We start from the raw sequence: 16,085 nt of genomic DNA on the forward strand, positions 1-16,085 counted from the left end.
TTGGTTACTGAAAACCAATAGGCAAATGTAAGTAAGATTGGAGATACACGCAAATAACAATTAAGCAGAAGGAACCGCTAATGCTTGCTAGGTGGTTCAGAACAGTTATACCCCTAGCAGATAGCGCGTATTCAAATCGAACTGTTCAGGGTGCAATACAGATAGCCCTTTTCGTCCAGTATCTTTTTCTCAACCTCAGAAAGAATACGAGGGTTTACTCCCAACCCACTCAAAACCTCTTCGATTGTAAGCTGTTGCATAACTCACTTCTCCTCATTCACCAATAGTATAAAGTATTACGTGGGGTGAGGTACAATAGAGAGATTTTCCAAAAACAAATGATAGTTATGCAACTAAATAATATAATGAACCAGAAGAACTGAACAACTAAAAAGGGTTTGGTAAGGTGTATACTTAAAAACATGACAACACCTAGAAAAAAGTATTCACCCACATTTAAGTCTCAAAGAGTGCAAGAAGTGCTGGAAGGTAATAAAACCCTTACCCAGATAGCTTCTGAATATGGTATTCATCCGAATATGCTCACTAAATGGAAACAACTGGCTCTAAAAGGTCTGCCACAATCCTTTGATGAGCGTACTCAGAAGCAAATCGCGCTGCTGACCGCACAGTACGAACAAGAAAAAGAACAACTTTACGCCGAAATAGGTCGCCTGACTACACAGCTCAGGTGGTTAGAAAAAAAAGTGAAGCAGGCTTTGCCCAGGTCGGTCAGATTAAGCCTAATCGAAACCCAAAAAGCTGAACTTTCACTCTCAAAACAAAGTGAGTTGCTAGGAATTAGCCGTTCCAGTTTGTACTACCGCTCAGTAGCACCAACCGAACGAGAAATTGAGCTCAAACACCGAATTGATGAGATTTACACCGTTTACCCTTTTTATGGATATCGGCGAATTCATCAACAATTACTGCGGGAAGGCAAGCACCTCAACCGCAAAACGGTGCAAAACTATATGCGGGAGATGGGGCTAGAAGCAATCTATCCTGGTCCTAATCTTTCGAAACGAGATCAAAAGCAGCGGGTATATCCCTATCTCTTAAGGAACCTGGCTATAACCAGACCCGCTCAGGTATTCGGTACCGACATCACATATATCAAGCTCAAACACGGTTGGCTTTATCTGGTGGCTGTCATCGACTGGTACAGCAGATATGTGGTAAGTTGGGAATTATCTGATACTCTGGAAATCGATTTTGTGCTTAGAACTACCGAGCGAGCGTTGGCGAAGATAAAACCGGAGATCTTTAACAGTGACCAAGGTAGTCATTTTACCAGTCCTAAATACACTGCTTTGATATTGGGCGCAGGTGTAAAGTTAAGTATGGATGGACGTGGGCGAGCACTAGATAATGTTTTCACCGAAAGGCTCTGGCGTTCCTTAAAATATGAGTGTGTTTATTTAGCACAATTTGAGAACCCCAAAGAAGCAAAGCTAGGGATTGGTGAGTATTTCGATTTCTACAATAATACTCGACCTCATCAGGCTTTGAAATATCAGACACCGGCTCAGGTTTATTTCAATACCGTGACACCAGTAATTATGTTAAAGAGCTAAAAAGAGTTACTAGCTATTTAACATTATTAGTTCTATAGAAAGGACTGTATCACTCCTTAACCAAGCTTTTATTTTTGTCTTGACAAACTGGGTCATTTCATAATATTGGGTAATCACTGTGAGCTAAATTATAGTGCTTAACTTTTCTTTTAAATATAATCTAACTATTGATACAAATAGTAAGGCAGTACGTAAGGTTTATTTTCTAAAATTGTACCAATAAAGCGTAAAAAACTAGCAGAGTACAAAACGTGGAATAGTTGCTGCCAAATCACGCCTAAAGCGTGCTTTTCGCTAGAACCATGCTGGAAGTGTCATTATAAAATGCTCAAGGTATCACGTCGTTTTAACTTGTTTCATCAGTGGATACATTCATACATACCTTATAAACCCGCCCATACTGAAACTGCGCCGGTATTTTTTTCAATCTGGGCTTCTTTTCTGTTAGCTTATATTGTCAATATCATTTTTTTCTACACCCCTGATAATATTTTCAAAACTCTTTTGCTTGGCGTAATCTGGATAATCCTGCTGCCCGCTGATTTTTTTCTACCCGGACCATCTACCACTATTTCATTAAGAATTGCTTTTCTGGTAGGAGAAACTATTCTAATGATGAGTCTGGGTATATTTGATAATTTTACGATCACGGGCTATATGCTTTTTGCGTTGGTGGGACAGGCTGCTTTTGTGCTACCGGTTTATGCCAGTCTGGGCTATACTTTGTTCCTCGGAGTTTGTTTTTATCTGGCGCTCGCCCTACCCTACCTAACAGACAACAAGCCCTATCTATTTGAAATTTCATGGCTAATCGGCGCCATCTTTACGTGGGCGGCTATGACCTTAATGCGCAAAGCGCGTGACCAACACGCCAAAATTGCAGAGCTTAACGCTAAACTGGCTGAAACCCATAATCTGGTGCAAGCACAGGCTGAAATGCTGGCACAACAAGCCATTGAGGATAGTTTAACCGGATTAAATAACCGGCGGTATCTCGATGCAGACCTTCCGAGAGAATTTGAAAGAGCACGTCGCCTTGAACGTAAGCTAACCCTGGCTATGTTAGATGTTGACCACTTCAAGCACATAAACGACCGCTTTAGCCACCATACAGGCGATCAGGTATTGGTAACGCTGGCAAATATTTTCAGACAAAATTGCCGTACTGCCGTTGATAGTATTGTAAGATACGGTGGTGAGGAATTTATTATCTATTTCCCCGAAACCGATCTGCATACTGCTGCAAATATTATTTGCGAGAGAATCAGGCAAGCTACCGAAAATTATAACTGGGATTGGATTTCTCACGGCTTGAACGTAACTTTAAGCATCGGTCTGGCAGAAGCTGATAAAGTATCTAACCACATCGAATTGATTAAAACTGCCGATAGTAAGCTGTATGAAGCAAAAAATGGCGGGCGCAATCGCATCTGCTTTGTATAAAGGTGCTTTTTGGAGGTTTGTTTTTGCTTGGCTATGTTTTTGGAATATTTAACAGTGACCCTTTAGTACAACTAAAACTTTTAATACCGTTTATTCTGCTCTCTATTGGGTTTGGGCTGTTAGGGGCTATTCGGCTTCACCGTCTGCACAAGGAGAGTAAGCGTTTCATCGGGCATTTGGTAATGGCAACGCTGAGCGCATATTTCGTTTTCACGTTATTGATCTCGCTATTGAACCCCACCGGAACCAGTTATGGGGCAGCGCAACCTGTGATTATAGTTTTCGGGGTGCTTTACCTTTTATTGTTTGGCTTTACCCTACTTCTATTCTCACTATTGGTAAAAATAAAACGCTTGCACCAGAACTGGAAATTTTTGACCCGCGCTTATTACGCCGGACATTTGGCGTTGTTGCTGTTGCTTGGTTATGGCGCGTATATCGAGCCGTTCTGGCTGGATACCACCTATACTACCCTGCCTGCCTCCAGTTTTGCCCCCGGTTCGCCTCCCTTGAAAATCGTGCTGTTCAGCGATTTGCATATGGAGCGATGGGGACGGCGCGAGGATGAGGCGCTTGCCGCTATCCGCAAGCTTGAGCCTGACCTGTTGCTCGTCAGCGGCGATCTTATAAACGTTGACCATTACCAGCCTGAAACCTACGCCGATATGCACCGTTTTTTTATGAATCTTCAGGCACGTTACGGGGTGTACGCGGTGGGCGGTTCGGTGGATGATATTGCGGAGACACGCGCAGCTTTGCAGGGTACACCCGTCCATTTCCTCAACAATGAAATTGCGCGGCTGGAAATTAACGATAACAAAATTGAAATTCTCGGTATCCCTAGCCATTACCGGGATGACGGGCAAATGCTTGAGGATTTAAGCGCGGAGTTAAACCCGGATGCTTACAAAATCTTGCTCTACCATACGCCCGATCTTGCCAAAGAAAAAAGCCTTGCTAATATAAATTTGTATCTGGCAGGACATACACATGGCGGGCAAATTGCGCTGCCCTTTGTAGGGGCAATTTTTACCGCCAGTCGCTACGGTACGGAATATGCGGCTGGCTTGTACAAGTTGGCTAATCCGGGCAATACTAGGCTTTACGTGACAAGGGGCTTGGGCTTTGAGGGGATGAATACGCCGCGTATTCGGCTTTTTGCGCGTCCTGAAATATCGGCGCTTACGCTTGTTCCGCCGAATCGACTCTGAAGGGTTTTACGTTAGTTATATCGACCCAGATTTCGCCGTCCTCCACCTTGAGCGGATAGGTGGGCAGGGTTACGGGAATGCCGCCCGGCGCTTCGTTCTCGCCTGTTCGCACGTTGAATTGCCAGCGATGCAGATAGCAGCGCACCAGTTCGCCCTTTAAATCACCCGACCAGAGGGGCCAACCTTGATGGGGACACCACGGTGAGAAGGCGTAGTATTGCCCACTCACGTTTGCCACCGCCACTTTCGCGCTTCCGGCTTTTAGTTCTTTTATTTGTCCCGGCTTGATTTCCGAAGCGCGCGCCACTTTCACGAAGCCGCTTTGCGCCATTTCGTTTTCCTTCTTGCCCTGTTTACGGAACATCGGGACGCTCCGGCGTAGTAGGTTGCCAGCGCAACGGTTGCCATTTGGTGGTGAGATATTCGGGGTAGATAAAGTAACGCGGCATTGCCTTACCATGAATAAGATAGTTCAGAAGCCCTTCGCCCATGCTAGGACGGTGGATATATTCCGGCACTTGCGCGAAAGGCACAAAGCGCACCTCTTTTACTGGTCCGTTCACCTCCGCTATCGGCTCAGGTGCAACCTCTGGCGCGGTTAAACTCACTTCGAATACCAGCGTGACAAATTGCTTGTGCGCTATCTCGGAACGAGAATCAACCGCATAGAGCAGTTCGCCCACCGTCACCTGCAAGCCCGTTTCTTCCAGAAACTCGCGCCGCAACCCCTCTTTATGCTGTTCGCCTGGTTCTAGCCTACCGCCCGGCAGCGACCACATTAATTCCGGGTAGCCATAGTCGTTGGCTACCAACAGCACGCCGCCCTGATGCGCCAGCACGCCCTGCGACACTCGATAATATTGCCATTCTTGTTGTATTTCGCTCATGCGCTATATTTTAGCAGGGGGCGCGGGAAAAACAAAATCAGCCACAACCCAAAATTTTCGGGTGGCGCTACGCGCGTACGGAGTTCTCTTTACCCTTCCCTCTTTGACCTTACCCCTCTCCCAAGATTTTTGGGTTAATTTAGAGGAAAGAGCGCCAGAGGCTCAGAGTTCAGAGGATTCAGAGTTCAGAGTGGCGCAATAGCGGAACACACCACCAACCGAAAACCGAAAAAGTCGCTAACGCTGAGCGGAGTGCTGTTGAGGCTGGACACGCAGGACGCAAGAGATCGATTGAAGAAGAAAGACCCACCTCGCACCACGAACCACTCCCCGCTGCCGTCCACCGCCGCTTCCGAAGGCGGCTGACGCCTGTTCAAGCACCATTCCCACAAGTTCCCACTCATGTCTCTTGCCCCACATACCGCCGCTCCCTGCGGATACATGCCCACCCCAACCGCTCGTTGCAGACCCACTTCCCTAATGTTGGCATAACCTTCCTGCCACTTCCCCCAAGGATACTCTCGCTGTTGGCTGCCACCCTGCGCCGCCCACTGCCATTCCCATTCGGTCGGCAGACGCACCTGAGCATTTTCGCCCACCACTAATGGCTGGCTCGCACCGCCCGGATTGGGCAATTGCAAGCCCTGCATGCGCCGATTCAGCCATCGCCCAAACGCCATGCTCTGATACCACGAAATATTATCGCGCGGGTTACTCAACCCTTTTTGCTTTTGCTCGCTCAACTTTTGGGGCTGGTATTCTTTCGGGAAGCCCTGCCACCACTCCGGGTTGTTATAGCCATCTGCCGCTTGGGCAAAAGCATCATATTGGGCGTAAGTTACCTGATATTTAGCAATATAAAAGGGCTGAATTTCAAAGGGCTGTTCCCCAATTTTCAGCGTACCACCCGGAAACACCGATAGCCATGTTATATCGGGTACGCCATTGGCAGCTACTCCCACGCCGGGACGCGGATCGCCGATTTCGCTCAAGCGGTCACCGATTTTCAGGCGGCGTTGGTGGTCGGTACTGAGATTCTCCAGTTCGAGCAACAGGTGTTCTTGCTCTTGCTTCAGAAGTATCGGTTCCAGTTTTGCCAGCTTATCTTTTGCCATAAAAATAAACGGCTCAACCGCATAGCGTAATGCCGCTTCAAAATCGACTTTAGCCGCCAGCCACTGCTCTAATGCCAGCAACGTCAGCCCACGCCCGTATAATAGCTCGTGGTCATCGGCGCTATCCTGTAAGGCGGCATTGTATTTTTCCAGCGCAGCTTTTATATCAGCCATGCCCTGCTGCCGCTTGTTGCGTTTAAGGTAGCTATCGCCGCGCCAGTAGTAAGGGTGCGGATAGTCAGGCGCAAGTTTTATGGCGGTGGTCAGGTCGGCAATAGCCGAGTTATAGTTAGTATGATTGTGGTGGACAACTCCCCGCCAATAGAAATACTCAGGCTCATGGGGGTTCAGGTGAATCGCGCTGGTCAGGTCGGTAAAGGCTCTTTCCAGATCGCTTTTCTCAAAATGGGCTTGGAAGCGGGCGTAATAGGCGGCAGCAAGGCTTTTTTCAAAATCTGGATTACTGGAATTATGATTTAGAATTTCCTCACCGAGCGAAATGGCGGTCTCCCAATCGCGGTTAAATACCGACTGCTCAAACTGTACCAGCAATTTTCTATTATTGGGGGCAGTGTTGGGCGCAATCTGCCGGAGCTTCTGTTCGAAGTCGGCAACTTCCTTTTCAGCATCCTGAATCTGGATTAAGACCTGTGGAGGTACGTTGGTATCACCGAATACAGCCCTTTGCTCTTCCAAAATTGCCAAACGGCGTTTGGTTAGTTCCAGCAAGTTTTGCAAATTCTCGCGCTCACTCATGCCGGACTCCCTTCTGCCCGGTTGCGAAAACACGCGGTGGGGGTGGACTTCTCCGGCATAGCGGCGTTGGTACAGCGTTGGTTCAGAGTAAAGCGCATTGGTACAGGTATCCCCTCGCGTATAATGGCGTGGCTTGTTTGCGGCTAATAGTGTAAGTTTACTAAACATAGCTATTATAGCAAATTGCTTTTGGCAAAGGAAACGTAATACAAACCGAACGTGGTTTTGTACCAACAAATAGAGATTTTAATAGGGGAGAATGGCGGCAAGGAGTTTAAACCCCTTGCCTCAATCCTTGTTCCAAATTTACAGCTTGACGGTTTGGCTGGCGCTTTGCCCGGCTTTAATTTCAATGGGTGCGCCTGTCACTTTAACCCCGTTGGTGTAGCTCACCTCTACCTCATAGACACCCGGTAGCAACACAAAACTGAGTTTGGCTTGCCCGCCGTCCTGCGTGATAACGGTATTGTTATCGTCCTGTTTGTAAACTCTTGCATAAACATCACTGCCTTTTATAGCGCCGCCATTGGCAAGCGCAACTTCAAGCTCAAGATGCCCCACCCCTAACACAACCGTCTGGCTGGTTGTTTGCCCCTCTTTTATCTCAATAGGTGCGCCGTTCTGCTTGATGCCATTGGCATAGCTCACTTCCAGAATATATGTACCGGGCAGCAGAGTAAAGCTCAGTTTATTTGCGCCGCCGTCCTGCGTTATTACCGTATTCGGGTCGTCCTTTTTATATACTCGCACATAGACATCGCTTGTTTTAGCGGTTTTACCTTCCACTTCAAAAACATCCAATTGTGCTTTGCCTATTCCGAGATTAATACTTTTGCTGACAGTTTGTCCTTCTTTAATTTCTACAGGGGGCAAAGTTTGCTTGATATTGTTAGAGTAACTAACCTCTAAATCATACGTACCGGGGCGCAGCACGAAGCTCAGTTTATTTGCGCCGCCATCCTGCGTGATAACAGTATTGTGGTCGTCCTGAGTATATACCCGCACATAGACATCGCTTGCTTTGGCGGATTTACCAACGCTTTCCTGCACCTCAAGTTGCGCCATGCCCACATGTAAAACCACGCTCTGCCGACTGATTTGTCCTGCTTTTACTTCAATAGGCGCACTCACTTGTTTGATACCGTTGGCATAGGACACCTCTAATTCGTAGATTCCGGGAGGTACAGACAGATTCAAGCGGCTATTCCCTCCATCCTGCGTAATTACATTATTGCGATCACCTTGCAGGTAAACCTTCACGAAAACGTCGCTACCTTTTGCCAGTTTACACACCGTTTCTAGCACTTCCAATTGAATCTGCCCTTTTCCGGCTTCTAGCGCAGGAGCAGGAGCAGGTGACGGTAAACTGCTTGGACAGGTGGTGCTACCGCTTACCGTTCCACCAGCGGGATTACTGGATAGAGGCGCAGATGTTCCGCTTAAAGCGGTATTGTTGCCCGGAGTAAGCGTAGCAACGGTTGCGGCTGCCACTGCTGTTGGTTGAGTGGTAGAACTAGAATTGCTAGATAAGAGCAAGAATATGACAAGCCCGCCACCCACCAAAAGCAATAGCACGATTCCTATCAAAATCAAAGACAACGAAGAGGAACGGCGAGGGGACGGGCTTACCGGGTAGGAATATGGGGCGCTAGGTGGCGAGACAGGCGGTTGCCAGTTTCCTTGTGAAATTAAAGGCATTAGGGCAGGCGGTTGCTGCCAGTTGCCCGACTGGCTTAGTGGTACAGTTGGAATTTGGGATGATACCTGAGAAACTACTCCCGGCATTGGCGGTGGGCTGGCAAAAGTAGGCTGAGTGGTATTAACCTGAGAAACAGGTGCAAATGGTTGGCTCGGCGGTTGGGCATAATTGCCGGTGGGTTGGGCGGAAGGCTGAGCACTCCCGGTAACAACCTCGCGGAAACGCCGGGCAAACTCTCCGGCAGGGCGAATGCGCTGTTTAGGGTCTTTTGCCAGCACTTGCGCAATTAAAGTGTCAAGAGCAGGCGGGTACACAAGCTCAGGTGCGCGTTCGGAGAGCTTCGGTACGGGTTGGTTAAAATGCTGCCATGCCAGCGACTCTTGATTGCCCTGATAGGGCGGGTAGCCCGTAATTAGCTGATAAACCACCACCCCAAGCGCGTAAATATCGGTAGATTTGCCAACCTGACCAGCCCATTGCTCCGGCGCCATATAAAGCGGCGTTCCACTGGAAGTGGTGCTAACCATAACTGAAGAGGCAGTGCTACCAAGCGCGGAAGCCAATCCAAAATCTGCCAACATCGGTCGCCCGGCTTTATCCAGCAAAATATTCTGCGGCTTGATATCGCGATGCACCAATCCCTGATTATGGGCTTCGTCCAGCGCATTAGCAATATTATCCAAGTATTGCGCAACTTGTAACAGGGGCATTTGTACCGGAGGAAGCGCAGGATTGGGGCGAATCAAACCTGAGAGCGAACCACCCTCCGCCAATTCCGTGACAATATAGGCGATGTTCTCATCCAGTTCAAAGTCAATCACTCTTAAAATATGTGGATGATTAAAGCGTGCCAGCACGCCCGCCTCTGTGCTAATTTCTTCCCGCACATGCGGATCGGTAAGAAATTGAGGATGCAGCACTTTAATGGCTACCCCACGCACAGGCTTGAATTTAGTATCTTCCGCGTAAAAAACCTGCCCGAATGAACCACGCCCTAGCATTTTGCCAAGACGATAACGGTTACCCAGCAATGCATTTTCATTCAGTAAGTTCTGAAACCATTGATCTTGCATTCCGAATCCTTCTCCTGATTGGAATATATGACTGAATTCTGCTTTCAGTTTGTTTGTTACGGGCTAAAGTGTGTTGCTATTCTACAATGTTTTTCTACTCAAATGCACTAGACAATGGATACTGCTTTGGCAAATTTTCGGATAAATACAAGGGCTTAAGCCCATTGCCTGTTTTTCTTCTTGAATAAAAAGAGGTGAGTGACCTACCGCTACCTAATATTTAGGCTAACGGCGATCATCCACCCCTTTATTCCAGATTCCTTTTACTGACGTGTAACAACGTTAGTTAGCGTTTTGCGCATCCGGCTTTATCTCTTGTACAAGCGCGTCCACATGTGCCGAACCGTTTGAATTGCCGTTGCCGTTAAGGGCTTGCTTGATAGCCGGAATTTGTTCCATTAAATCTGAAATCTTCATCCCGGTAAGCGATTCAAACAAAGCAGGCACTTGCGCCATCATCTTTGTAACATCGCCTGTAATCTGATTTGCGCCCATACCGCCACGTCCGTTGCCCTCTCCGGTGCTGACAATCGTTATCTTGTCCACCTTTGAGAGCGGTTCGCTCATTGCCCGCGCCAGTTCAGGGATACCGGTCAACAATTTATCCAGAATTGCCGCCTGATTGTACTCATGATAGGCGGCAGCTTTGAGATTCATCGCTCCGGCTTCGGACTCGCCCTTAGCCTTGATAACGATGGACTCTGCCAAACCTTGTTGCCGAATCGCTTCCGCCTGACCTTTACCGCGTAGCACCACTACATCAGCATCAGCCTGACCTTGCAAACGTACTGCTTCCGCTTGTCCGGTGGCTTCCAGAACCTTGCGATTGCGTTCTGCTTCCGCCATAGTTTCGATTTTTCTTCGCTCAGCATCAGCCTGCTTCAGGATAGTAGCGTTCAACTCCATTTCGCGGCGCGCAATTTCGGCTTCCTGTACTTTGGTTTCCTCTTCCTTGCGAACCAGTTCCACCCTTACTTTCGCCTGCATTACCTGTTGTTCCATTATGGCAGACTGAATATCGTAAGCTTTATCCGCACTGGCTTTTTGTTGTTGCACCGAACCCATATACTCAGCGCGTTTTAGTTCAAGGTCGCGAGTAGCTTCCGCCTGTTTGGTTTGCGAAGCGGTTTCCGCAATTACCCGATCTTGGTCAGCTTCCGCACGGGCAATGCTGGCTTCTCGCAAAGTCTGCGCTCGTTTAATGGCGGTATCGCGTTCAGCTTCGGCAGTTGCCACATCCGCATCGCGCTTGATACGCGCAATATCGGGCTTGCCCATATTGGCGATATACTCGTTTTTGTCGCGCACTTCGCGAATGGTAAACGAAATAACTTCCAATCCCATTTTATGGAGATCGTCGGTACTATTGGCGCGCATACGTTCCGCTACCATTTCAGGCTCTTTTACAATTTGCTCAACCATCAGTTGCCCGATAATCCCGCGCAAATGTCCTTCCATCACCAACCGGATTAAACCCTCGCGTTCTCCCGGAGATTTGGTGAGAAATTGCTCGGAGGCGGTACGAATACTGATTGGATCATTTTGAACTTTGATTTGGGCTACCGCTTCAACCATTACTGCTACACCCTGCCGGGTATAGTATTCCTGTTGGGGCGCAACATCAAAGCTCATCAACTCAAGCGATAGCTTTTTTGATTCTTGAATAAAGGGCCATACCACGCGCCCTCCCCCTACCGTCACCTGTGTGCCGCCACCGCCGAATACGATTAGGGCTTCATTGGGAGCAACTTTCCGGTAGAGTGAAACGGCGAGAACTAACAGCAGCAGCACCACCACGCCTGCCACCGAACCGACTATAACTGGTAATTCCATATTTCCTGCCTTTCAGCAATCGAATCCCCACGATTTTAATTTACGCTTTGTCTTTTTCCTGCTCAAGTACGGGAGCCTCTATCAACACGCCCGATTCTTCCCATTTTTTCTGCTCGTTTCCCGCCAACAATTCCTCAAGGTTATCTACCACCGCGACTCCATCTTTGGCGCTGAGAATTACCACCTGCAAATTATGGGGTAATTCTTTGTCTTTAACGCTGCGCGCCGGAATAGCGCGGGTAGTGCCAAATTTGGTGTAGGTTACCTCCCCCAAACCACCTTTGAAGATTGTGCCGGTTACTTTGCCAACTGTGCCAGAGAGGTTATAATCCTCCTCGCGCATAACCGGAGTTTGCGCCGGAATCAGCAATTTAACAATAAAGAGGTAAACCAAAAAATAGGCTGCCAGCCCGATAGCAAGTGCGCCCGGCACTGTAAATATTTCCGGCACACCATATTCGCTTAGAATAAAGCCGCCTGCTCCGAAACAGGTTAGAAAAGCTACCAGCGCATTAAAACTAAACCAGCCAAACCCGCCCGCTCTTCCATTATCATTATGTCCTGTGCCATGGGATTGAACGGCATGGTGTCCGGCGTGAAAATGCGTAGCCCCGGAATCATGCGCAACCTGGCTATCATGCCCGCCAAAGTGGCTGAAGCCGCCTAGCAAGAACGAAGCAACGGTGAATACCAATCCGAAAATGAAACAGCCCAGAAACAAACCACTTAGCCATTCCATGTCTGCCATCTCCTGCCGAATTAATCAATTACTCATATTTAATACGATGCCAGCGATTGGAAAGTTGCGATTCTAAAGGAGTTTGTAATAAATCACGGTATCGGTAAAAGTGCCGTCTGCTTCAATAATGTATTCAGGAATTACTCCGGCGCAAGTGTAGCCTTGTTTTAGGTAAAGTTGTTCGGCAGTATCGCCGCTTCTCGTATCAAGAAACAGTAAGCGACATCCTCGTGTCTTTGCCACAGTCTCAGCCGCTGTAAGAATGGTGCACCCATAGCCCAATCCGCGATATTTGGTATGCACCATTAGCTTTTGCAATTCAACCCGATGCGAACCGTTTTGCTTGGAAATGAAGGATAGCTGAGCGCTGGCTACAACTTTGCCTTGCGTATAGCCTATCAGCAAAGTGCGGTAGCCTCTATCCAGTTCTTTAATTATATCTTGCCAATAATCGGAAGCAACTTCATATTTCAAGGGACTCCAAAAGCCAATCGAAGCTCCACCATCGACCGAATCCTGTAATAGTTCGATCAGTCCGGGCAAAACTTTTAAAGCAGTGGCTATATCAACTATTTCGACTTTTTCCATTATACTCAAAACATGCTGGCTTGATAATAGTATTGTTCTGTTTCGTAAACGAGGCTCGGTTTGTCGCGCAGTGCAATATTGAGCGGAAAACGCTCGATACCCGCTTCTTCTAGCAGCTTTGTGATGGTAGCGGTAGCTTCTTGCGGGCTGTTGTTCTCACTCGATAGATGCGCCAACCACACCGTATGCGCTAAACCAGTGTTTTCGAGGCAATAGCGCAAGATTTCACCGGATTGGCGATTGGAAAGATGCCCTTTATCGCCCGTAACCCGCTTTTTCAAGGTGTAGGGGTATTTGCCAGCCCAGAGTTTTTCTTCTTCATGATTCGCTTCAAGAATTATCAAGCGACTCTGCAACAGCGGTTCGTAAATTGGGGAGGTGGAACAGCCCAAATCGGTAAGAATTACCGCCTGTACGCCGTCAGCCTTAAAAGTATAGCAAACCGTTTCAGCAGCATCATGCGAAACGGGAAAACTGTTTATTTCAATCGAACCGATGGTAGTAGCTTTCCCGGTAGGAAATAAGCGAGTGTTGTAAGTACGACTTTCTGGTGGCATGGTAGTGTTGGCACGTTGTTGGGATAGCTTTTCTATCTTTGCCCAGCGCACCGCTGCCTCATCAAGCGTCTTTTTATTGGCAAAAATGGGGATACCCCAACGGCGCGAAACTTGTCCCGCCCCACTGAGATGGTCATGATGATCGTGGGTGAGGAAAATGCCGCTTAATTCGGCAACATTAACCCCTTCCAGCGCCAGAAATTTTTGAAGGGCGGTAGCCGATAAGCCGCAATCTATCAGCAGGCTATGACCACCTGCCTGAACCAGATAACAATTTCCGCTGCTACCGCTAGAGAGCGACTTTACCCGCATAATTTTCTTTCTACAAAACTACTCAATAAAACCGGGCTAGAGAACGCTCAAAGCCTGTTCAAGGTCGGCTATGATATCTGCCGGGTCTTCGATACCCGCCGAGATACGCACTAACCTATCGGTAACACCCACTGCATTGCGTTGTTCGAGGGATAAATGGCGATGGCTGGTCATAGCCGGATAGTTAACCGTTGTAATTACATCGGCAAGGCTAGGAACATATGGAATATGCTCCAACGCTTTAATGAAACGTTGCACCTCTTCTGCGCCGCCCTCTTTGATTTCAAAAGCAAGCATACCGCCAAAGCCTTTGGGCAACTGGCGTTGCGCTAGTTCATGTCGGGCGTGGCTTTCCAGACCGGGATAATGTACGCGGCTAACCTGTGGTTGCGCTTCTAGCCATTGCGCGATTGCAAGAGCATTACGGCAGTGTGCGCCCATTCGTAGGGGTAGGGTCTTGAGGCTGCGCACATTCATCCAAGCATCAAACGGACTCATGGTAAGACCGATAAGTTGCGCACTTTCGGTAGCCATTTTAACAAAGTTCTTATTACCGCTCAAAATACCGCCCAACGCATCGCTATGTCCGTTGGTATATTTGGTAGTGGCGTGTACAACCACATCCACCCCATATTCGAGCGGACGCAGCAGCGTGGGTGGGGTGAAGGTGCTATCGACAATCGATACCAGCTTATTCTCGCGTGCCAAGTTCGCCAATGCCGCCAAGTCTGCAACTCCCACCAACGGATTACCTAGCGTTTCAAAGAAAATAGCTTTGGTATTGGGTTTGAGCGCAGCTTTGACCGCTTGCTCATCTGACAGGTCTGCAAAGGTTACTTCGATACCAAAGCGAGATAATTGCTTCAAAAACAGTGATACAGTAACACCGTAGATGGACTTCTCCGCAATAATATGATCGCCCGCTTGAGCAGCAGTAATTAAAGCGGTGAAGATGGCAGCCATCCCGCTTCCGGTAGCACGTGAGGCTTCCGCCCCTTCCATTTGAGCGAACGCCTTTTCAAAAGCAGATTGGTTTGGTCCAGAAGAACGATAATACACCCAGCCTTTGCTGGGGTCGTGGTAAATGGAGTTGGCATCTTCTACGCTATCAAAACCCCACACTGTTGTTTGATAAAGCGGCATCGCCAAGGGGCGACCAGCCTGAGTGATTTCTATTTCACCCGCGTGTGCCGCCAGTGTTTCCTGTGAACGTTTTGCGCGCTTCCGTTGCAACATCTGATATTCCTTTCACTTCCACTTGGGGAACATCGCCCCTACCGATGCGCCTGAGTGAACACGCATGATACCCTCTCCCAGCAACCGAGCAATTGATATAACCTTTATCTTATCTAGCTGCTTAGTAGCCTGAAGTGGGATAGTATCGGTTAAAACCAGTTCTTCAATACAGCTATCCTTTAGCCGCTGTACAGCAGGCCCACTCAGTACCGCATGCACGCATCCGGCATAAACAGCGGTTGCGCCGGCTTTCTTCACAGTATCGGCAGCCTGTGTAATTGATCCAGCGGTATCAATTTCATCATCTATCAGAATAGCTTGCTTGCCTTCTACCGAACCGATTAGATTCAACACGGAAGAGCGGTCATCGTTGCCCATACGGCGTTTTTCCACAATTGCCAAAGGAGCATTAATCAGTTGAGCAAAGTTTCTGGCGCGTTTGGCGCTGCCAAGGTCGGGCGAAACTACTACCGGGTTGTCTAGCCCTTTATCTTTGAAATAGTCTGCCAGAATATGAATTGCGGTGAGGTTATCAACCGGAATATTAAAAAAGCCCTCAATCTGACCGGAATGTAAATCAACGGTCATAAGACGGTGTGCGCCCGCCACTGTTATCATATCTGCAAGCAAGCGCGCTGTAATCGGCACACGGGGTTGGTCTTTTTTGTCGGTACGACCATAAGCGTAGTAAGGCACAACTGCTGTTATTCGCCCGGCAGAAGCGCGTTTGAAGGCATCTATCATGATTAAAAGCTCCATGATAGAGCGATTTACCGGAGTGGATAACGGTTGTATGACGTAAATATCGTTACCACGCACACTCTCTTCAATTTTACAAAAAATATTCTCGTTGGAAAATTCAAAAACCTGAGCACGTCCTTGAGGGATATTGATATACTCACAAACTGCCAGCGCGAGCGCCGGGTTAGCATTCCCAGAAAATACGCCTACCTCATTATAAAGAGAACCCACTCTTTAAAACCCCTTCCAATTCACTAAGCTTTTAACCAGCACGCTTAGGTAAGTATAGCACAAAACCGGAATAGCTCAGGTAGTAAG

General features: G+C 48.0%; 14 protein-coding genes. 3 read left to right on the forward strand and 11 right to left on the reverse strand.

The window, feature by feature from the left end:
- Positions 1-131: 131 nt before the first annotated feature.
- Complete coding sequence (locus OZ401_RS11145) at positions 132-260, reverse strand: hypothetical protein (protein WP_341468312.1); 129 nt, start codon at positions 258-260, stop codon at positions 132-134.
- A gap of 162 nt (positions 261-422) precedes the next feature.
- On the opposite strand from OZ401_RS11145, the gene OZ401_RS11150 reads away from it, so the two are divergent.
- The 3 genes from OZ401_RS11150 to OZ401_RS11160 all read left to right on the forward strand — a co-directional run bounded on the left by OZ401_RS11150 (position 423) and on the right by OZ401_RS11160 (position 4,231).
- A complete protein-coding gene (locus OZ401_RS11150) occupies positions 423-1,577 on the forward strand; it encodes an IS3 family transposase (RefSeq protein ID WP_341468313.1) in 1,155 nt (384 codons plus the stop codon).
- A gap of 324 nt (positions 1,578-1,901) precedes the next feature.
- Positions 1,902-3,020 (forward strand): GGDEF domain-containing protein, encoded by a 1,119-nt coding sequence (locus OZ401_RS11155; protein WP_341468314.1) that lies wholly within the window; start codon positions 1,902-1,904, stop codon positions 3,018-3,020.
- 23 nt (positions 3,021-3,043) lie between these two features.
- A complete protein-coding gene (locus OZ401_RS11160; protein WP_341468315.1) occupies positions 3,044-4,231 on the forward strand; it encodes a metallophosphoesterase in 1,188 nt (395 codons plus the stop codon).
- Here OZ401_RS11160 and OZ401_RS11165 read toward each other — a convergent pair.
- The 10 genes from OZ401_RS11165 to OZ401_RS11210 all read right to left on the reverse strand — a co-directional run bounded on the left by OZ401_RS11165 (position 4,203) and on the right by OZ401_RS11210 (position 15,998).
- A complete protein-coding gene (locus OZ401_RS11165; protein ID WP_341468316.1) occupies positions 4,203-4,595 on the reverse strand; it encodes a Rieske (2Fe-2S) protein in 393 nt (130 codons plus the stop codon). The genes OZ401_RS11160 and OZ401_RS11165 overlap by 29 nt on opposite strands.
- Positions 4,585-5,118: an NUDIX hydrolase gene (locus tag OZ401_RS11170; RefSeq protein WP_341468317.1), complete on the reverse strand. Its 534-nt coding sequence runs from the start codon at positions 5,116-5,118 to the stop codon at positions 4,585-4,587. Before OZ401_RS11170 ends, OZ401_RS11165 begins: the two co-directional genes overlap by 11 nt.
- Positions 5,119-5,303: 185 nt before the next feature.
- On the reverse strand, positions 5,304-7,157 hold the full coding sequence (locus tag OZ401_RS11175) for an SUMF1/EgtB/PvdO family nonheme iron enzyme (protein WP_341468318.1): 1,854 nt from the start codon (positions 7,155-7,157) through the stop codon (positions 5,304-5,306).
- 138 nt (positions 7,158-7,295) lie between these two features.
- Positions 7,296-9,761, reverse strand: a complete 2,466-nt coding sequence (locus tag OZ401_RS11180; protein ID WP_341468319.1) for a serine/threonine protein kinase — start codon at positions 9,759-9,761, stop codon at positions 7,296-7,298.
- Positions 9,762-10,043: 282 nt separating this feature from the next.
- Positions 10,044-11,594, reverse strand: coding sequence for a flotillin family protein (locus OZ401_RS11185; RefSeq protein ID WP_341468320.1), 1,551 nt, complete (start codon positions 11,592-11,594; stop codon positions 10,044-10,046).
- Between the two features lie 40 nt (positions 11,595-11,634).
- Positions 11,635-12,333: an NfeD family membrane protein gene (locus OZ401_RS11190; RefSeq protein ID WP_341468321.1), complete on the reverse strand. Its 699-nt coding sequence runs from the start codon at positions 12,331-12,333 to the stop codon at positions 11,635-11,637.
- 72 nt (positions 12,334-12,405) lie between these two features.
- A complete protein-coding gene (locus OZ401_RS11195) occupies positions 12,406-12,921 on the reverse strand; it encodes a GNAT family N-acetyltransferase (protein ID WP_341468322.1) in 516 nt (171 codons plus the stop codon).
- A 5-nt stretch (positions 12,922-12,926) separates the two neighbouring features.
- Positions 12,927-13,790 carry an MBL fold metallo-hydrolase gene (locus OZ401_RS11200; protein WP_341468323.1) on the reverse strand — a complete coding sequence of 288 codons (864 nt, stop codon included), beginning with the start codon at positions 13,788-13,790 and terminating at the stop codon, positions 12,927-12,929.
- A 36-nt stretch (positions 13,791-13,826) separates the two neighbouring features.
- Positions 13,827-15,026, reverse strand: a complete 1,200-nt coding sequence (locus tag OZ401_RS11205) for a trans-sulfuration enzyme family protein (RefSeq protein WP_341468324.1) — start codon at positions 15,024-15,026, stop codon at positions 13,827-13,829.
- Between the two features lie 12 nt (positions 15,027-15,038).
- The gene (locus OZ401_RS11210; RefSeq protein ID WP_341468325.1) at positions 15,039-15,998 is read right to left on the reverse strand and encodes a ribose-phosphate diphosphokinase; all 960 of its coding nucleotides are present in this window, start codon (positions 15,996-15,998) and stop codon (positions 15,039-15,041) included.
- Between the last annotated feature and the right edge of the window lie 87 nt (positions 15,999-16,085).

The sequence above is a fragment of the Candidatus Chlorohelix allophototropha genome, from assembly GCF_030389965.1.
In the GTDB taxonomy this organism is placed as follows: Bacteria; Chloroflexota; Chloroflexia; order Chloroheliales; family Chloroheliaceae; genus Chlorohelix; species Chlorohelix allophototropha.